This window comes from Mucilaginibacter sp. P2_A4, assembly GCF_056405015.1.
This window is the reverse complement of the sequence record NZ_JBFUCX010000003.1, coordinates 267,374-286,348: the sequence shown is the minus strand read 5'-3', so window position 1 is coordinate 286,348 and position 18,975 is coordinate 267,374. Positions and strand designations below refer to the sequence as shown.

Below are 18,975 nucleotides of genomic sequence, written 5' to 3'. Positions count from 1 at the left end.
ACACAATTATTTTTGTAGGACTATTGACATACAAATTAATATTTATTAATTTAGTTATTTATATGCTAAAGGGCTGTAAATAATTATTACATATTTTTGCGGTACTTCATTTAAACAAACGAAGCATTCGCTTGATTCTCGTCATAGAAACGTAGGAAATTTCAAAGGGCACGAGATGATAAGTGGAATGCCCATGCCATAGGCGTGGGCTCACTTATTGTACCCGGGTCTCCTACGACCTCTATGACGGTAAGTTGAGTTCCACGCCTTACTTTCATTACGATGGCTGCCGACTCATCTTACAGTGTTCTATACCTTAATTGTAATTGGTATGCAAACTGTCAGGAACATTCTTTCTTTAGTGATTTGCCCCCCGGAATGAGTTATAAAAACTCATAACCAACCGCCTGCGCGCTGTTGGGTCTTTCTAGTTTGCAAAATTCACTTTAACTGAAACGAAATGAAGCTTAAAATTCGCTTCCCTGCCATACTATGGCCTTTTGGAAAACAACAAAAATTAAATAAACACACTGATAATGAAGTATTTGATCCCAAGGCAATACCCCATCCTTATGCAGGAGCCTATATGCTGGGCGTGATCATTTTGCTGATGCTAGCCTTGCTGTTATTCTGGCAACCGGCCTGCAATGCCCAGTTGAGGCAACAGCAAGGATTAAAGATAGGGGATCAGGTTCCTGATGTGTTGATCAGCAAGCTGATCAATTATCCCAGAAAATCCGCGAAGCTATCTGACTTCAAAGGCAAATTGCTTATCCTGGATTTCTGGGCTACTTCCTGCGGGGCCTGTATTTCGTCGATGCCTCGGCTCGATTCTCTCCAGCAACAATTTAAGGACCGGGCAATAATCCTGCCCGTAACTTATGAAAAGACTGAAAAGATCCTTGCCTTCCAGCAATCCAATAAATTTCTGCGGGGTTTAAAACTCCCTTCAGTGGTTGAGGACACGGTACTGCAAAAGATCTTTCCCCATCGCATGTTACCGCATGATGTATGGGTTGATGAAGCGGGAAAGGTCATAGGTTTCACGGAAGCATGGCAGATCACAGCCGAAACGATCAGTAAACAATTAAACGGGACAAAAATGACCGGCGTTATGAAAGTGGACGCGATGGATTACAACTCCCGAAAACCATTACTGGTCAATCATAACGGAGGGAACGACAGCCTCTTCCGGTATCGGTCAATCATTACAGGCTACCTCAAAGGTTTGCCTTCAGAATCCAGTTTAAAAAAAGATTCCCTACACCAGTTCATCCGGATCAAATCCACAAATGGCAATCCAAGACGGTTGTATACGCTGGCTTTTAAAGAGCTTCAATTCATGGAGAACGATCAGATTATCGACAGGGCCGCCGATCAATTAGCATTTGATCCAACTGCTGTTGACAGCAATATGACGAGTCATTTTTATTGTTACGAGCTTGACCTGCCCGGAACATCCGTATTGCTGGCGAGAGAAAGCATCCACCAAGACCTTGATCGTTTTTTTCAAGTCAGGACCACGATGGTAGAAAAGGACACGATGGCACTTATACTCAGCCCGCTTTCCGCGATTAATCATGTTGAGGAACTTGCAACTGATATCCAGATATCATTGGATATAAAGACACTGAAAATCGCCAACCTGTCCCCGGCTGCATTTATCGAATGGCTGAAGGGCAGTAATGGTCAATTATTGCTAATCGATAATTCAGGAAAGCACCTCCGTATAAGCGCCGCTTTTCAAAAAGCAACGATACCTCTTTCTGAAATGAACCAAACCCTAAAGCGCAGTGGTGTCTATCTGGCCTATAAGAAAATTAAGCGTAAACAATTTCTGATCGTGCCGCTCCCGGCCGAATATAACCGGTCCGAGCCATTAACCTATTAATACGACCTGATAAACCCCAAACTTAAAAAATGAAATACCTGTATATAAATATCCTATTGACATGTTGTTGCCTCTTGCTCCATTTACCAGCCAATGCGCAAAGCAACGGAAAGAACCTTGACCAGCTCGATGGCGTTGTGCATGATATTGGTAACAAGCCATTAAACGAAGTACAAATCCGTGTGAAGGGAAAAAACGTCCAGGCACACACCGGCACAGACGGCTCATTCTCATTAAAGAACATTCACGTTTCCGATACCCTGATCTTTGCAAAACCCGGCTATATTCACCAGGAAGTGGTCATTTACAGCGGTTCTTTTATCAATATCCGCCTGTGGCCCGAAGTTCAGCAGGTAGGCGAGATTAAAGTTGTTTCAACAGGTTACCAGACCCTGTCCCAGGAAAAAGCTACAGGCTCATTTGAACAAATCAACAGCTCCCTGATCAACCGGGCAACGGGAACCGATGTGCTGAGCAGGCTGGACGGAGTAAGCAGTATCGCCTTTGATAAACGTATCGGGCAGGAAAACACCCTCAATATCCGGGGGAGAAGTACGCTTTTCGCCAACTCCTCCCCCCTCATCGTCGTGGATAACTTTCCCTATAACGGAGATATATCTAACCTGAATCCCAATGATGTAGAAAGTATTACCATTTTGAAAGATGCTGCGGCAGCATCGATATGGGGAGTCCGCGCAAGTAACGGCGTGATCGTGATCACGACTAAAAAGGGAAGGAAGAACCAGGCCCTTACTGTCAGTTTTAATGCCAATGCTACTATGGCTGCCAATCCGGACATGTTCTACCTCCCGCGAATGTCATCTGCTGATTTTGTTGATATGGAAAAGATGCTTTTTAGTAAGGACTTTTATTCGGATGATGAAAATTCCTATTTGCACGCGCCCATCTCTCCTGCGGTAGAGACATTGATCGCACAGCGTGACGGCACGATCAGCACGGCGCAGGCAAATGAAAAGATCAATGCCTATAAGCAACAAGACGTCAGAAAAGATCTCCAGAAATACTGGTTCCGGCAAAGTATTAATCAGCAATACGCCCTAACAATCAGCGGCGGGGGCACAAAATCGGCCTTCGTCTTCTCTGCGGGTTATGACCATAACCTGAGCGCGCTGAGTGGGACCTATGAACGTTTAAACCTGCGATCTGATAACAGCTTTTATCCAACCGAGCAATTGCAGATCGATGTTGGCGCTTACCTGACCAATAGCAAAACCATTGCAGGGCGGGACGATTACACCTCGCTAATCACCGGAAACAGTAAAAGTATTTATCCCTATGCCAGCCTGGCTGATGCCCGGGGAAATGCCTTGCCTGTGCTCAAGGATTACCGGGAGTCTTTTAAACAGGATGCAGAAGCCAAAGGCTTTCAAAACTGGGATTATTATCCTTTAACTGACTACCAAAATAACAGTAACCGTACGGACCTGACCGACCTCCTATTCAATACAGGTATTACATACCGGGTGTTACCGGGACTTAAAGCAGAAGCTAAATACCAGCTGGAAACAGCACAGACCCAGGGCAGTCAACTATATGGGAAAGACAGCTATTTCGCCCGTAACCTGATCAATCAATATACCCAGACGAATGCCAACGGCAGCCTGACCCTCCCCATTCCACTCGGCGGTATTTTGCAATCGTCCGACAACCGGCTAATATCCAATAGTCTCCGGCTGCAACTGAACTATAAAAAGGACTGGGCCAAAAATCAACTCACCGCGTTGGCCGGCTATGAGTACCGGACGGACGAAAACAGATATCGTTTATCAGGAGATTACGGTTACAATGCAGATATGCAAACCAGCCAGCCGGTTGATTATAAGACCAGCTATTTTTTATCCAATTATTCTTACTATATAGATAATACGATACCCTACATCAATCAATTTGAGACGCGCCGGAACTACAATCTTTCCTACTATGCCAACGTAGTTTACAACTATGACAGCCGGTATTCGCTATCACTGAGTGCCAGAAAGGATGAATCCAATCTGTTTGGCGTGGAAAGTAACCAAAAGGGCGTCCCTCTTTATGCCGGGGGTGCCGCCTGGGCTGTCAGTAAAGAAGACTTTTATCATATCGGCTGGTTACCCTATCTTAAATTCCGGCTGACCTACGGTTACGGAGGCAACGTGGATAACACCCTTGCCGCACAGACCACCATCCGGTATGTCGGTTTAAGTTCATTAGGAAAACAAACCTATGCGATTGTGGTCAACCCACCGAACCCAAGCCTGCGCTGGGAAAAAACAGGTACGCTCAACATCGGAACTGATTTCGCCCTGCTGCAAAACAGAATAACAGGTTCGGTAGAGTACTACCGGAAGAACGGCAAAGACCTGATCGGTTTTCAACCTCTTGACCAGACCACAGGGGTTCTGAACCCCGCGACGAATCTTTTCCAGTATAAAGGCAATGTGGCGGCAATGAAAGGTCAGGGACTGGAGATCAATTTGCATTCCAATAACCTGAAAGGTGATTTCAACTGGCAGACCGACCTGTTATTCAACCATACTTCAAATATAGTAACACAATATTACCAGTATTCGGACAATGGTGCCAATTTCGTGGCCAACGGCCTTAGCGTTACCCCTATTGTGGGCAAACCGCTCTATGCCATACTCACTTATAAGTGGGCCGGCCTTGACCCGGAAACAGGCGACCCGCAAGGATACCTGGATGGAAAAGTCAGCAAAGACTACGCAGATATCCTGAACAACACCAAAGTCGGTGATCTGCAATACAGCGGACCAGCTGTACCACAATATTATGGCAATTTCCGGAATACATTTAATTACAAGGGATTCTCCCTTTCGGTCAACTTCAGCTACAAACTGGACTACTACTTTATTCGTTCCGCTGTTTCCTATACCGCGCTATTTAATAACTGGAACACCCTTAGCGGCGACTATGCGAGACGGTGGCAGAAACCGGGCGATGAAAAAACAACGAATGTCCCTTCGCTGGCCTACCCGGCGAACAGCCAGCGGGATGCCTTTTACAATTCGTCGTCAGCCAATGTAGAAAAGGGCGACCATATCCGCCTGCAGGACATGACCTTTGGTTACGACCTCGACCAGCAAATGCTTAAAGGCATGCCTTTCAAACACCTGGGATTTTATGTGTATGCGGCCAACCTTGGCGTGGTTTGGAAAGCAACTAAAACGAGCCTTGATCCCGACTACCCTTATTCTGTAAAGCCACCCCGAACCATTTCCCTGGGCATTAAAGCCAACTTCTAATCATCAAACAAACTCATGAAAAAAAAACATACCTTATTGATACTGCTGATCATTCCTATTTTCAGCTGCAAAAAACAACTGGAGGTCAAACCCTCATCGGTATTACAGGTACCGGTCACCGCGAGCGACTTTCAGGCGATATTGAACAATACTAATAACCTGTCTCCCGGTAGTCCGTTCGCAGGCACCGCAGGGGCTGATGAAGGTTTCGTTACCGATCAGACCTATGCGACCGGAACACTCACGGAACGTAATGCGTATATCTGGGATAGAAACGTATTCAATGACAATGCCAGGAATGACTGGTCGCTATCCTACAATATTGTTTACATCAGTAATATCGCACTCGAAGGGGTGAGTAAGTATGGTGATGAAACGGACCAATGGTCTAATATCAAAGGGCAGGCTTCCTTTTTTCGGGGATCCGCCTATTACCAGCTGGCCCAGGAGTTCTGCAAGCCATATGATTCCCAGACAGCTAATACCGATCCCGGCATCGTTTTACGCCATACCGCAGATCTGAATACCAAATCGGTCCGGTCAACGGTCGCGGCAAGTTACGCCCAAATGATAACTGACCTGTACATGGCAGCAAAGCTCCTACCCGTGGACGTTCCTACGAAAATCCGCCCGGGAAAGGCGGCGGCCTATTCCATGCTGGCCAGGACCTATTTAAGCATGCGGTTATATGACAAGGCCGGGCTGTATGCGGATTCCTGCCTTCAGCTAAACGCCAAACTTTTAGACTACAACCAGGTTACATCGACGCCCTCACCGTCCTTTACCCGTTTCAATGATGAAGTGATCTCCTATGCAATTGTTTTCCCAACAGCTATGCTGCTGCCTAATAAATATCTTGTGGACACCACCTTGTATACCGCATATGAAGCCAGCGACCTGCGTAAAAAGCTGTTCTTTAAAGCACTTAACGGAACACCCTATTACACCTTCAACGGCAGTTATGACGGCAGCATTATATTATTTAGTGGTACAGCAACCGACGAGATGTATCTCATCCGCGCCGAATCCTATGCCCGGGCAGGCAATACCGCGGCTTGCCTGGCGGACCTGAATACGTTAAAGAAAAACCGTTATCAGAAAATAGGGTTCCAACCATTCGCTGTTAATGATGCCGGCGAAGCGCTGAAACTGGTCTTGCTGGAAAGGAGAAGAGAGTTATGTTTGAGGGGGTTAAGATGGACCGATCTGAGGAGACTGAATAAAGAACCGGCTTATCAGACGACTTTAGAAAAAAGTGTAAATGGCCATAAATATATACTGATGCCTGATGATGCCCGGTATACCTGGCCTATCCCTCAGGATGTGATCAACAATACGGGAATAGCACAAAACTAAAAAACAAAAGGCTGAGAAAATCAGCCTTTTGCATTGCAGTGTATTACGGTTTAACCTTTTCCAGAACGATTGTCGCCAGGTTGGGTTGATTGGGATTACCGGTGCTTCTGTCGGCTTCAATCGCACACCTTGATGAACCGGCAGAACAAACGGGCTCCGTCGAACTGAACGAATAATTAGCCGGGTCGTTCAGCTGGGCCGGCGTTTGTGTGCCGTTGTAATCCCACCATACAGCGGCAAAGGAAGATTTAACCGGTTTTGCTGCTTTACTTACCAATGTATTCCCCATGCCCAATACCAGGGCCAGGGCAAAAAATAATACTCTTGAACTTTTCATTTTTGATAAATTTAATAATGACAAATAATATTAATGCTTACTCTTTTATACAGGTTTTCGCGTCTCCTGGTTTCTGTCAATGCTACTTTAACACCAACTAAAGTTTGATCATTTTCCTCTTTGTCACTAAACCTCCTTTCTTTTTAAGGATGATGGCCATTATGATCAGTATTAAAAAAACTGCATTGAAAATAAGGTGTGTTTCCCAGCCCATATTCTGAAGAATACCACCGCAGGAACAGGGCACCTTTTTGAACACATGAAGCAACACCAAGGAGATATAGCCGGTAAAAACCGTCATTAGCAGACAGGATAAATAAAGCCCTCTTTGCATGGTATTTGAAAACAATAACATGATGGCTGCGATCAATTCAGCAAGGGGTATGGCCCAAACTAAAATCGAAGACAGCCAAAGCGGAAAAACCTGGATGAGCATCTGGCGGCGGAATAGATCAAAGTTCGCCAGTTTACTTACCGCAGCATATACAAACAATAAGATTACCAGGCACACAATGACCTCGGAAATGGTTTGCGTGGCTGGCTTTTTTTTTAATGCGTTTAATTTGTTTTTCAAGGTATGGTCTTACGTGTAAGACAAAGTAAGCGATACAGGAAAGACAGAAACAGGGGTAAAACGGAGGGTGTCAAAAACAAGAAAAGCGACCCGAATTTGTCATTTACCCTCAAGATATTCGTTTTAACAGGGGGAAAACGAGGTGAACACACGTTTTAACCCCATCATTACCATCTAAATATTCCCCCTGATCACCTCTCTTTAATTTTTTAGCTCTTCCAGTACCAGGTCCTCGATATCCATTTTGATCTTCAGGTAATTCGTTTTGACCATTTCAGGCGTTACGGTTCTTAATAAAGGCAAAGGCTGATAAAGCGCTTCTTCCTTTCGGATTGCTTCATGATCGTTGATAATTTCTGCATGAAAAGCCTTGAGCTCAATTTTCTGTTCGGGATTATCGGCTACTGCTCCGACAAATTCACCCGAGGAGAGCGAGGCGATGGTCGAAACAGGCACCGCAACATCCAGCTGACTAGAGTAGCTTACCGAGGTATCACTGCTATTAACTGAGGTACTCTGCCTGTCCTGCATGATCTTACCAAATCTTTCGGATAGGGCTTTGGCTGTTTCGCCGGATACCTGCCCGCTGATCACATTACCGGAAATATTCATGACCACATCAGCCTGTTCCTTGCCGTAATCGCGTTTCAACTGACTAAAATCCTGCACCGCCAATGTTGTTGCTACTTTATTGGAGCGGGCAGTTGCCATGAGTGTGTCAATGCCGTTAAAATAGATCGTCGGGAACTCGTCAAAGATCAGGCTGGACTTTAACTGATCCTTTTTGTTGACCAGCTTAATCATTTTAGTGATATATAGGGAGAGCACTGCGCCATAGACCTGTTGCTTCTGCGGATTATTCCCTAGGCTGATCAATTTGGGGTGCTGTGGATTATTCAAATCCAGCGTAAAATCATTGCCAGAGAGAATATAATACAATTGAGGGGATGAAAGCCGTGCCATGGCGATACCGGCTCCGGAGATCTGCCCCTCCAGCTGATCCATAGCGTCATTTTCAAATGCGGAAATAAAAGGATTGATCAATGCATCAATTTCTCTTTCCTTCCTGAGTACTGCAAACAGTTTGGCATATTCCACCTGCATCAGTTCCACGACGTGTGGCAGGGTGCAATATTTGCCACCCCGATATTTCTTCAGATACCAGATCATAGCCGTGACATAGGTAATAGGCGATTCCACAAAGAAATCGCCCTGTTTGCGTATCCATTCCCGGTTCAGGCCCATCATAATTGTTCGGGCCGCTTCCATAGCGTCGGTAATATCATCCATCGTACCCGGATCGAGCGGATTACACCGATGCGACCTGGACAGGTCGTCAAAATTGATCACATAAAACTGTGGCTTGACGCTGTAAGCATGCAAGTTGTTCAACAGGGTATTATAAGCTATCATGGTCAGATCCGGGTACTTAAAATCATATATGAACATGCTGTACCCTTTGCGAATGTGCTGATCTATAATATGCCGGATCACAAAATAGGATTTCCCGGCACCGGGCGTACCTAAAACTGTTAATCCCCGGAAAGGATTAATGATATTGATCCAGCTTTTGCGGACTTTCCCTTTGAGATGGTAACGAGCCGGTAAGTTGACAGAGTATTCATTTTCCAAAAGCCGTTCCTCCTGGGGAAAGGATTCATTTGCTTTATTAAAAACATCCTGCTGAAACCGCAGCTTTAATATCCGTGCAATATGGGTTCCACCACTAAGTACCAGGATATATCCCAAAGTAGTTGTCCCCATATAAACCGAAGCTTTTACCAATACGGACACCGGCAACAGCAATAAAAATTGGCTGCCGAAGAATAAAAGCAGACCAATACCGATATAGGACAGGGCGTTTTTCAGCCGGATCTTTTCATCCTTACGTCCTCTTGCTCCAATGAGGGAAACCACCAACAATAATAAAGATGCCCCTTTAGCCGAGAGTTTATTTGCAAACACAGGCAGTTGAACAAAATTATCAATAACCCGGTCTATGATTGACGCACTAAGATGCCACTTCAAAAACGCATTATAGCAGGTAATGTAAAAATGAATGGACAATACCAGGATACTGACCAGCCTGATAAAGTCTATAATACGGCGTAAGCCCTGTTCGTTTTCCCCGGTTTGCATGGTTTAATTTTTTCGTTGGTGTTGGACTTGCTTTCTTTTACGTGTACGCTTTTTAACTAACTGTCCAGGGATATAGTCATCCAGTCTGCGGCCCTGCAATAGTTCTGCTATAAAGCTTGGTGTATATTCTTCCTGGGTAATTTGATGAATTTGCGGGTATTGTGCCGGCGCCATTTGTTGTGTGTGCCTCAGTATTTGCTTTGATTGTTGTATCTGATCCTTTGCAACCAGGCGCTGGTTGATGGCATTAGCGGCGTACTCCTTACCCAGGTCGCTGCCATTAAATACAGACTTTTTAAACTGATCGATATAAGTAATACCATAAACCTGCCCCTCTTTATTCTTCCTGAACATCACCTGAATATTTTCTTTTCTGAGCAGGTACTGCATGTCGTTCCTGCTCAGTTTAGGTTGATTGCTCAGGGCTTTGCCTATCCTTTCCTTTAGTATTTCTTTATAAAGCTTGCGGCTTTGCTGGTTTTTCTGGAACCGTTGTTCAAGTTTTTTTAGCGTAGGCTTGTTATAGATAGCGCTCGCTTTAATGGCAACACCAAGCTTTTGACCACTATCGTCTGTAGCATTATAGACAAGTCCTTTGCCCTGATACATCCGGGTGTTTTCATTTCCCCGGTCAGCAACCACGTTATATTGTTTGAGCACGGCATTCAATTCAGCCAATGAAGTAAAATTGTACTGCCGGATAATTGTGTTCACGATATTGGTAATGGCCCTTTTTGTTTCAGTCTGACCATATTGCAGCTTTTCTACCGGAAATGGTTTTAAACCCAGCATCTGCTTTTGGGAGCGGCTTTCCGCCTGTACCAATCCATATTCCAGTTCCAGCGCCTTTCGGGCCGGCTCCGAACGTTCCCTGCCAATATTATGCAGACTGATGGCCTTACCATTTTCCTGCACGTTGGTTGTAATAATATGGACATGAGGATGACCTGCATCCCGGTGCTCATAGATCAAATAAGGTTGGTTGCCAAAGCCTATCCTTTCCATATAACTTCCGGCTATTTCGGTCAAGGCTCGGTGATTCATTTGCTCTGACGGATCAAAGTTGAGTGAAATGTGCACAGAATTGGTTTTAACCCTACCATTCTTTTCCTGTAAATGCTCCAGCCGGTTCAGCTTCTGGTAAAAATTCAGTTCATCATGTTCCACGCCGTAATTACTTGCGGCAATGCATTGTGCCTGGCTTTCCTTGACCTTATTTTCATTATAGTTCAGGATGCCCCGGACACTTTTTCCGATGGTTATTTTTGCAACCATTTTTTTGCCAGTTGAGAGATCAATGATAAAAGCAAGCTAACTTTGGTATCTACCTGCTTATAGTATACCGCGGCCCTTTTCACATGATTCCAGCGCTGTCCTTCGCTGATGCTACCGTTTAACTGCCGGGTGATCTGGTTAATATTATTGCCAATAGCTTTCAGTTCTTTTTGTATCCCGATCAAAACTTCCATCGGTGCATCCATTGAAGCATCTTTATGATAATAGATGATCTTGTCCTTTTCCAGGATACGGCGGATCACTTCGGGTACCGTTTGACAGTCACTGTTCAGCCGGATGTTTTCCAGTTTCCGCCAGGCATTTTCGGTAACCCTTAGCATGATCACCTGGGTCAGGTTGTCGTCCGGTTGGTTTGCTTTTCTTCTGCCCATATCGATTTGATCAAGTTTTTCTAATGCGACTTCGGAGCGATTGGAACCTCCCCGAAGGGCGAGATTACTTTTTGATGTAATCAAAAATACATCTCGCTAAACGCGCTAACGCGGCGTTTTGCGTCCTTCGGACTTCGTTTACGCTTCCGCAACCGGAGTCTTTTGATTAAGCTTGTTTATTTGAACCGCAGATAGGGATGTTGTAGTTTAAGTTCCCAGATCCATTCATTAGCCTTGGTTTTCCAGTTGCGGATCAGACCTCCCTTAAGACCTTTCCATTGGAGTTCTTCATAATGGTAAAAGAAGCTATACGCCTCGGTTTCTTCGAAACCTGCCTGGTCAAAAAAGACGAGCACATGCTCCCAGGCTGGCGGTACCTGACCGCCGCAACCTGGTTTGTTTTCCGGAATCATCTTAATAGGCATGATGGCGCTTGTGCTGATCCATGACTTTCAGAATGTCTTCATAATCGAAGTAGAGGCAGCCGCCAATCTTGGAATAAGGCAATATGCCATTGATGCGGAGCGTAAGCAAGGTGGTAATGGATACGCCTAAAAGCTTTCGGACCTCGTGAGTCTTGAGCCATTTTTTTGTCGGTTGACCGGCATTTTCTTTGAGGCTTTTTTTGACCTCTAACAGCAGGTCGTTTTTAAATTCGTGGAGGTCTTTCTGGGTGACCAGTTGTTCGCCGAATAGTTGGGTATGACCACCGAGTTTTTGTTTTTGATCTGTTGCGCTCATCGTATTGGTGTTTGATGAGGCAAAGTTGGGCAAGGAAAAGGTCGGGAATGTCCGACGTAATGGGATGTCGGAGAGCAAAATATTTTTTTTTGCACCTTCTATCCCAATAAAGCCTGACCGATTATTCGCGCTTTACGAGATAATAAATAGTTATCTGTTGTAAGAGCTTATTTGTCACAATATCCCTAAATCAATTCAACTTTATGGGTAATAACCGAATGAGATCTGTAAAGTCTACCTGTATATCAGAAAGCCGTTTTGACAGGGTAGTCAAAGATCAACATCATTGTTGAGATGAAAGGGATGATAGTATTTTTAATGAATTAGTACAATTAACGTAATGATTGTATATGCTTGTCCATGGCGATCCTGGTCTTTAAATAAAAAGATATTCTAGTGAAAAGCGGGCTGCCCTGTTCGCTGAAAAATAGCGGGTGTGTTTTGATGACCCATAGTGGCGATACTTGTTGAAGTAATCATGAAAATTGATTTTATTATTTTAATACAGTTTTTCAAGCTGTCCATAGGAGTTATTTTTCAAGCTCGCCTTTTTTCAAATATTACGGATTTGTTCAATAAACTAACTATTTTATTTCCATATCTTTAAATTTCAATTCCATATTACCGGCCTTTCATGTTATTATACCTGCAATTCAATTGGATCAGCATCCTCGTTACCATCGCACTGATTCTGCCTCTGGCAATCTATATCATTCGGGAGCAACAAACCGAACCTGTTATCGAAGAGATACCGCCGGTCGAAAATTCGCTGAAATTTGATGACCTGGCGCCGGTAGACGAGGCTGAGCAATCCGAAGCTTATTTGAAAGCATTGCGCTGGGCATTAGGAAATCGCAAGATCCATAATGTGGCAGTTACCGGGCCATACGGATCGGGCAAGAGCAGTATCCTGGAAACCTTTCGCAAAACCTACGCTGGTCAATTCCAGTTCCTGAATATCTCCTTGGCCTCGTTTTCCGATCACCAGGCCGGTGATCCGCCTCCTCCTCCGCCACCTTTACCGGCGCTGGTCAAAGCCGAGGGCGACACGGCCGACGCTGTTCAGCAGCATCAGGAACAACGCAAGAACGAGGCACAGCAGCTGATCGAGCTCAGTATTTTACAGCAGATCTTTTATCATGTCAATGAAGCAGAGATTCCGGACTCCCGTTTTAAAAGGATCAGTAGCCTGGCACCTGCCGATCTGCGCTTATTTGTGGGCGGCACGCTTGCTTTTCTGTTTTCACTGATCATGTTTGTCTTTCCGAAACAAACAGCCCGGCTTAGTATGCTGGAAGACTTCAGCACTGCCTACCCCGATGCCTGGTTTTTACTGCTGATGGCCTTATTTTTACCGGGGTTGATCTGGCTCATCGGTGCGCTTGTGAGGTTTTTCAGGAACACAGGCCTCAAGAAACTGAACATCAGCAGCGGCGAGATCGAGATCAATCCCAAGAGCGAAGCCTCCATACTCAACAAATACCTGGACGAACTGGTTTATTTTTTCAGCGTTACAGCCTTTAACGTCGTATTCATCGAGGATATGGACCGCTTTGACGACCCGGAGATCTTTACCAAACTGCGGGAACTGAACACACTGCTCAACAACTCGGGCCAGGTGCGGCGGCGTATCATTTTTGTCTACGCGATCCGCGATAACATGTTTCCCGATGATCGAACCCGGACGAAATTCTTTGATTTTATCATTCCGGTGATCCCGGTGATCAACTGGTCGAACTCGCTTCAAAAACTGAAGGATAAGCTCGATGCCGCCGGTTTTAACGTCAACCCACGTTTTATTACTTCGATCACTCTCTATATTGATGATATGCGCGTGCTCAAGAACATCTTCAATGAGCTGATGCTGTACAAAGAAACGCTGATTATCCCACCGGAACGGCAAACCAAGCTGCTAGCCATGATCGCCTACAAAAATATTTATCCGCATGACTTTGCCGACCTGCATGAGGAAGAAGGTATGGTGTATGATATCTTTACCCACGCGCAATCGGTACGCTTAACCCTTGCTGCCGATTTTGATACGCAGATCGCGGAAAAGAAAAGGCAGCTCGAGGCGGTTCAATCGATACTGCCCTCCAATATCAAAGAACTCCGCGCCGCCTACATACAGGGCATTATTGATCTCTTACCCGACTTCAATTACTTTTACTTTGATAATGACCGCGCCAAATACACCGACCTGCAAAGCGATGCCCTCTTTGCCATCCTGAAAACCGGCAAGAATGTACAATATATGCGGCACCAAAGCGGCATAAACGGGGCGCGCTATAAATTTGAAGACGTAGAAGCGCAGGTTTTTCCCGGTGCTACCTACGAAGAGCGGGAACAATTCCTGAGGGGAAAAACGGGCGATGCGCTGAGTAAACTAACCGTTGAACTCGCGAAATTAAATGCCGCCCGTGCAAAAGTGAATGCCTATTCGGTGACCGAGATCATCCGGCTGAAACCGGAGGAGTTTCCCGCGATCGCCGAAAGCAAAAAAGAGAACCGCCTGCTGAGGTACCTGCTTTGGGAAGGTTTTATCGATGCTTCCTATCCTTACCTGATCTCCTATTTCTATCCTGGCAGCATCGGCAGGCCGGATATGAAGTTCCTGACCTATGTCAACGACCGCATTGCCCTTCCTTTTGAATATGTGCTTGAAAAGCCGGACGGCGTGATCAGTATGCTGGCCGATTATGATTTTGAGCGTGAGGCGGTTTTGAACATCGGTTTATTGGACGCACTTCTGAAAAGCAGGAAACAATACACCTTGCCTGGCGACCGCGTGATCGCCCAACTGCATGACGGCAGTAAGCGGGGCCTTGAATTTATCGACCAATATATAAAGGCTGGGACGCAAATACCCTTATTCGTCGAGTTGCTCTGCAAGCAATGGCCCGCTATCTTTTCTTTTTATTCCTCTCCGGGAAATGAGGCGCAGATCAACCAGTTTTTGAAGCTGATACTGGCGTATTGCAACGAAGCTGACATTACTGCTGTTAACGTAAACCATGAATTAGAACAATACATAGACAGCCATTTTGACCTCGTAGCCGGATTCCTGCCGAAGATCAACGAGATCAGGATGGCGGCGCTGTTAGCAAAACTGGAGATACAATTTGATACGCTGAACGCAAGCATGGAAACTGAGTTACTGTTCGAACTGGCTTATACCGGTGATCATTATGTGCTGAATAGGGAAAACATTGTCGTGATCATCAATGCCCGGAACAAGGCAAGCATAGAGATTACTCAACTGGCCAGCGCGAATTATTCTACCATCATGTCCTCCGACTGTGAGCCGCTTGTTAATTACATAGACCAGGAGATCAGCGTCTATGTGGACCGTGTCTTACTGAAAATACCCGGGGAGCTACTGGATGCCGAAAAAGATGTCATCAATTTATTGAATGAAGAAGACCTTACCACTGAACAGAAAAAACAGCTCATCGCTAAAGAGTCAGTTCTTATCACAGATCTGGAGGCAGTGGAAAGCCCCGAACTCTACCCGCTATTGCTGGACAGCTATAATAAGGTCAAGGCAACCTGGCAGAATGTGCTTTATTATTATCATACCAGAGAAGTCCTCGACAGCCATCTGCTCAAATTTTTGGATTGGCCGGCAAATGCCGCTGAGCTGGGCAAGACTTTACTGACACCCGACGGCCGCTACCCGGAAGCACTGACCGATAAACTCACACTTGCCCTCATCAGCTTTGATGAATTTGTGATCGGACCTTACCGTTCGCTGCTCCAAGCTTTCGACAGGGCGTATAGTGATCTTGATATTACAAGTATCGCAGCAGACAAGATCGAAGCGATCATTGACGCAGGGCTGTTAGCCGTCAACCCGGCCAATTTTAACCGGCTGAAGGCGAAAGGCTACCAGTTGCACGTTTATTTGTTGCTAGATTCGCCTGATTCATTTCTGGATACCACCGATGATTTCGCACTGGACAATCACGACCTCCTGCTGCTGCTGGGAACCGGCAATATGACTGCTGCCGAACAGCTGCAACTGATCGGGACCATCACAGCGGAAATGATAACAGCCGATGAGCCGCTGGCCACAAGGATCAGCGAAATATTAGTAGAAACAGACAAATTGAACGTTGATGAAGAAAAACTAAAAGCCCTGGTTGCCACAGCAAGCCGCCAACAGGATAAACTCCGGCTCTTTGAGCGCAATCTTCCTAGCCTGGATAATGCAACGATCAGGGAATTGCTGAACGGCATCGGGGGCGATTACGAACGGCTCAACCGCGGAAAGCGACCGGTATTCCCGAAAACTCCTTTAAACATAAGCATCGCCCGCGAGCTCCTATCAAAAGAATATATCACCAGTCATCCCATCGACGAGGAAAAGGGTACCATTAAAATGGTGGCCCGCTCCTGAACCACTTAGACCTTTTAAAATTATGACGAAACCAGCAGATGGGTTCATTCCAAGAGAGCTTGATCCCGAAGTCGCCGCCATTCTCTCACAATTCGCGTCCGGGCTCGAAGAACTGGTGAATTTCGGTTCAGTGCTGATATGTGGATATTCCGGAGTCATTGATCACCTCATTCCGAAATAGCGAACCGTTGATTCCGCAACACTTTGATCAGGCCAATTTATTGACTAAGAACAATGACTTTAATAATCCGATTACACAAATAGTTGCTCTACATCCTACGGAACTACTTGGTCAAGGCGTCCGGAATATCCACCTTATTGTTTAATTGTTTTCTAAAAAAAATAGACAATGGAACGATTAACAGAACATCAGAAATGCTTACTTAAATGCAGCTTATATCTTACACTCGTAGTATCTGTCTTTAATTAATAAGCGAATATATAAACCATCTGTACCTTTAATGATCAGTAAAATAAAATCAGTGTGCAGTCTATTGTTCTTAAACTGATCCTTCAGCATATGCAAATCAGTATAAGATGGTGTCGGGAATCGTTCGGGATGCGTATGCCACTCGCCTAAATAGGTCATTTGACCGTTACTATTATGAAATTCATAGTCTAAAATAATTTGCGCGCCGACCTTACTTCGCTCAAAATTTGTCCGTGATGACCTATCCAGGGACGTGGGAACTGAAAGCTTTAAAATATTGATTTCATCATTAATTATCTTCCCTAACAATATTCCGCCAGCCTCAGGATCTTTGCGATTATACTGGGTATATTTTTCTAAGATTTCCCGGGGCTGCGCATGAAGCACAAGCGAGTAAGGTCCTATTTTAACACTCATTAAATGGCTTGAATTAGAATTTGGTAAGACGATATACCGCTTGCCAAATCAGATATAGACAAATTTAATTTAGCGGCCATATTTAAATCACCGGCATAGGTAATAGCAAGATTTGAATCGGGCGGCGTCTGTATAACGTTGAATAAATCTGGTATGATCGCAGCGAAAAAGCGAACAATTTCTGCCTTACCGTAGGGCATATATGAGCCCTGGCAACCTGCCTCTCGCAAAGAAATTTTCTTTGACGGGTCTTTGTAGGTTTCAGGAGCTAAAATGTTGAATTTAAAATACCCATCAACCTCCAGGTCTTTTAAGGTAAAGGTTGTGTTTGGTGTAATATACAAAATGTGTGCCCCAAGCAGGTAGGGTTCCACCCAAAAAAACAATACCGGCTTTTGAATATGACCAGCTGCCAATTGCTGCAAAATGTATGATTCGATTGCATCTTTGCCCAGTGCACAAAATATCAAATCCACTTCATTGATCTCTTTAAGATTCCGTTGAACCAAATCGACAACTGACCCTGCTTTTTTTGTGATATCCACGAACGGGTTTTGTAGGGTGAGATATTTAGCTATGCCATCCACCTTGTAATAACCGACATCATTAAAAGATAGAAGATGCCTGTTTACATTTTCCAACGCAAGTATTTCCGGGTCTACCAATATGTATTTACTGACTATTAACGAATTTAAATAAAACAATAAGTTAGAGCCGATGCTGCCAAGGCCGGCGAGCATAAACTTTTTATCCGGAAAATCACTGCTTTTACCATCAGTACGGGCCTGAAGTCTGGATGGATGGAACTCAATAAACCGGACGCGCGTGATGCCCTGCGCCGGTATGATACTGGTCATGATCTCGACAGTACTGTGATAACCCGATCTCCATCCTTTGAAATCTTTTTTTAACGGATACCAATAGAAACCCAAAAATAATGATTGTCCGCCCGATACTACCGAAAAAAGCAAAAATTTGCTCAAATGACTGTTTCGGTTAAGGTAACTTTTTATCTCCTTCCATATATCATGGAACCGAAAACGCATAAATTCCAATAACGATTTATTGGTGAAATAAAAAGGCGGATTGAGTTCATTTACCTCACCAAGGTAAAATGCGTCAAGGTTTTGTAAGGTGTGTCCTCTGAATTTGAAGAATTCAATCAGTTTATTCGTTTCGACCTCATCATTGCCTACATATAAGTTAGCATTAGCATGGGGTTGCTGCAAATAATATGCAGCAACGTTACCGGGCTTAAGGCAGGACATATTACTACCTATATAACCCGAAACAACATTATCCTCTTTATGGTATTTATTTTCCCAATAAGCGATGATCTCATCATTAAACTCTGCAACTCTATCCTTATTCAGACCATCGGCCAAAATCCTAACGGCCTGATTGACACATTCATTGACTATACCGGCTGGGTCATCAGTGTTTTGTTTGATTGTCTCCTGATCAAATAAACAAATACATCTTTTATCGTCTACATGCGGCAGGTATTTTGTTTGCTGATAATCAGATTCTGCAAGTTTAATTTGCGGAAGTGATAATGGAAAATCGTAGTTCAAAAAAATCTCCAGTGTAAAATCCCTGATTTGGTCTTCAACGGGTACTTCTACAATAACCCGCCAAAAAGTTTTAGTGGTTTTACCGCCAGAATTATTTTTTACTTCTTCAGAAATCTGTTCAACAGTCCTGGTGTTCTCAATGAGTTTGAACGCCGCTGCCCTTGCCTCGTCAAAATCAACCATCTAA

General features: G+C 44.7%; 14 protein-coding genes. 5 read left to right on the top strand and 9 right to left on the bottom strand.

Annotated elements, in window-relative coordinates:
* Nucleotides 1-460: 460 nt before the first annotated feature.
* The 3 genes from AC1DYB_RS07805 to AC1DYB_RS07795 are packed head-to-tail and all read left to right on the top strand — an operon-like array spanning nt 461 to nt 6,510.
* Entirely contained in the window at nt 461-1,891 is a 1,431-nt protein-coding gene (locus AC1DYB_RS07805; protein ID WP_477433787.1) for a TlpA family protein disulfide reductase, read from the top strand.
* A gap of 29 nt (nt 1,892-1,920) precedes the next feature.
* Nucleotides 1,921-5,154 (top strand): SusC/RagA family TonB-linked outer membrane protein, encoded by a 3,234-nt coding sequence (locus AC1DYB_RS07800; protein ID WP_477433785.1) that lies wholly within the window; start codon nt 1,921-1,923, stop codon nt 5,152-5,154.
* Between the two features lie 15 nt (nt 5,155-5,169).
* Entirely contained in the window at nt 5,170-6,510 is a 1,341-nt protein-coding gene (locus AC1DYB_RS07795) for a RagB/SusD family nutrient uptake outer membrane protein (RefSeq protein ID WP_477433783.1), read from the top strand.
* A 43-nt stretch (nt 6,511-6,553) separates the two neighbouring features.
* Here the strand turns inward: AC1DYB_RS07795 and AC1DYB_RS07790 are convergent, their stop codons facing one another.
* From AC1DYB_RS07790 to AC1DYB_RS07760, 7 genes are all read right to left on the bottom strand, one after another.
* Nucleotides 6,554-6,847, bottom strand: coding sequence for a hypothetical protein (locus tag AC1DYB_RS07790; RefSeq protein ID WP_091209353.1), 294 nt, complete (start codon nt 6,845-6,847; stop codon nt 6,554-6,556).
* Nucleotides 6,848-6,944: 97 nt separating this feature from the next.
* Nucleotides 6,945-7,421 (bottom strand): MauE/DoxX family redox-associated membrane protein, encoded by a 477-nt coding sequence (locus tag AC1DYB_RS07785; RefSeq protein WP_477433780.1) that lies wholly within the window; start codon nt 7,419-7,421, stop codon nt 6,945-6,947.
* Between the two features lie 201 nt (nt 7,422-7,622).
* The gene (gene mobC, locus AC1DYB_RS07780; protein WP_477433778.1) at nt 7,623-9,560 is read right to left on the bottom strand and encodes a conjugal transfer protein MobC; all 1,938 of its coding nucleotides are present in this window, start codon (nt 9,558-9,560) and stop codon (nt 7,623-7,625) included.
* 3 nt (nt 9,561-9,563) lie between these two features.
* Complete coding sequence (locus tag AC1DYB_RS07775; RefSeq protein ID WP_477433775.1) at nt 9,564-10,835, bottom strand: relaxase/mobilization nuclease domain-containing protein; 1,272 nt, start codon at nt 10,833-10,835, stop codon at nt 9,564-9,566.
* A complete protein-coding gene (gene mobC, locus AC1DYB_RS07770) occupies nt 10,820-11,227 on the bottom strand; it encodes a plasmid mobilization relaxosome protein MobC (RefSeq protein WP_477433773.1) in 408 nt (135 codons plus the stop codon). Before mobC (AC1DYB_RS07770) ends, AC1DYB_RS07775 begins: the two co-directional genes overlap by 16 nt.
* A 176-nt stretch (nt 11,228-11,403) precedes the next feature.
* Nucleotides 11,404-11,652, bottom strand: a complete 249-nt coding sequence (locus tag AC1DYB_RS07765; protein WP_477433771.1) for a hypothetical protein — start codon at nt 11,650-11,652, stop codon at nt 11,404-11,406.
* Complete coding sequence (locus AC1DYB_RS07760) at nt 11,642-11,968, bottom strand: helix-turn-helix domain-containing protein (protein ID WP_477433769.1); 327 nt, start codon at nt 11,966-11,968, stop codon at nt 11,642-11,644. The genes AC1DYB_RS07765 and AC1DYB_RS07760 overlap by 11 nt, the downstream gene beginning before the upstream one ends.
* 634 nt (nt 11,969-12,602) lie before the next feature.
* Here AC1DYB_RS07760 and AC1DYB_RS07755 point away from each other — a divergent pair.
* Both AC1DYB_RS07755 and AC1DYB_RS07750 read left to right on the top strand, forming a co-directional pair.
* The gene (locus AC1DYB_RS07755) at nt 12,603-16,367 is read left to right on the top strand and encodes a YobI family P-loop NTPase (RefSeq protein WP_477433768.1); all 3,765 of its coding nucleotides are present in this window, start codon (nt 12,603-12,605) and stop codon (nt 16,365-16,367) included.
* Nucleotides 16,368-16,389: 22 nt separating this feature from the next.
* On the top strand, nt 16,390-16,548 hold the full coding sequence (locus tag AC1DYB_RS07750) for a hypothetical protein (protein ID WP_477433766.1): 159 nt from the start codon (nt 16,390-16,392) through the stop codon (nt 16,546-16,548).
* 213 nt (nt 16,549-16,761) lie between these two features.
* On the opposite strand, the gene AC1DYB_RS07745 is transcribed toward AC1DYB_RS07750, so the two are convergent.
* The gene (locus AC1DYB_RS07745) at nt 16,762-17,214 is read right to left on the bottom strand and encodes a Mov34/MPN/PAD-1 family protein (protein WP_477433764.1); all 453 of its coding nucleotides are present in this window, start codon (nt 17,212-17,214) and stop codon (nt 16,762-16,764) included.
* Complete coding sequence (locus AC1DYB_RS07740) at nt 17,214-18,971, bottom strand: E2/UBC family protein (RefSeq protein ID WP_477433762.1); 1,758 nt, start codon at nt 18,969-18,971, stop codon at nt 17,214-17,216. Before AC1DYB_RS07740 ends, AC1DYB_RS07745 begins: the two co-directional genes overlap by 1 nt.
* Nucleotides 18,972-18,975: the final 4 nt, after the last annotated feature.

Bases quoted from the DNA above. Each gene is read 5' to 3' on its own strand.
- AC1DYB_RS07790 (WP_091209353.1), bottom strand. From the start codon at position 6,847: ATGAAAAGTTCAAGAGTATTATTTTTTGCCCTGGCCCTGGTATTGGGC.
- AC1DYB_RS07745 (WP_477433764.1), bottom strand. From the start codon at position 17,214: ATGAGTGTTAAAATAGGACCTTACTCGCTTGTGCTTCATGCGCAGCCC.
- AC1DYB_RS07750 (WP_477433766.1), top strand. From the start codon at position 16,390: ATGACGAAACCAGCAGATGGGTTCATTCCAAGAGAGCTTGATCCCGAA.
- AC1DYB_RS07740 (WP_477433762.1), bottom strand. From the start codon at position 18,971: ATGGTTGATTTTGACGAGGCAAGGGCAGCGGCGTTCAAACTCATTGAG.
- AC1DYB_RS07795 (WP_477433783.1), top strand. From the start codon at position 5,170: ATGAAAAAAAAACATACCTTATTGATACTGCTGATCATTCCTATTTTC.
- mobC (WP_477433778.1), bottom strand. From the start codon at position 9,560: ATGCAAACCGGGGAAAACGAACAGGGCTTACGCCGTATTATAGACTTT.
- AC1DYB_RS07805 (WP_477433787.1), top strand. From the start codon at position 461: ATGAAGCTTAAAATTCGCTTCCCTGCCATACTATGGCCTTTTGGAAAA.
- AC1DYB_RS07775 (WP_477433775.1), bottom strand. From the start codon at position 10,835: ATGGTTGCAAAAATAACCATCGGAAAAAGTGTCCGGGGCATCCTGAAC.
- AC1DYB_RS07765 (WP_477433771.1), bottom strand. From the start codon at position 11,652: ATGCCTATTAAGATGATTCCGGAAAACAAACCAGGTTGCGGCGGTCAG.
- mobC (WP_477433773.1), bottom strand. From the start codon at position 11,227: ATGGGCAGAAGAAAAGCAAACCAACCGGACGACAACCTGACCCAGGTG.
- AC1DYB_RS07800 (WP_477433785.1), top strand. From the start codon at position 1,921: ATGAAATACCTGTATATAAATATCCTATTGACATGTTGTTGCCTCTTG.
- AC1DYB_RS07755 (WP_477433768.1), top strand. From the start codon at position 12,603: ATGTTATTATACCTGCAATTCAATTGGATCAGCATCCTCGTTACCATC.
- AC1DYB_RS07760 (WP_477433769.1), bottom strand. From the start codon at position 11,968: ATGAGCGCAACAGATCAAAAACAAAAACTCGGTGGTCATACCCAACTA.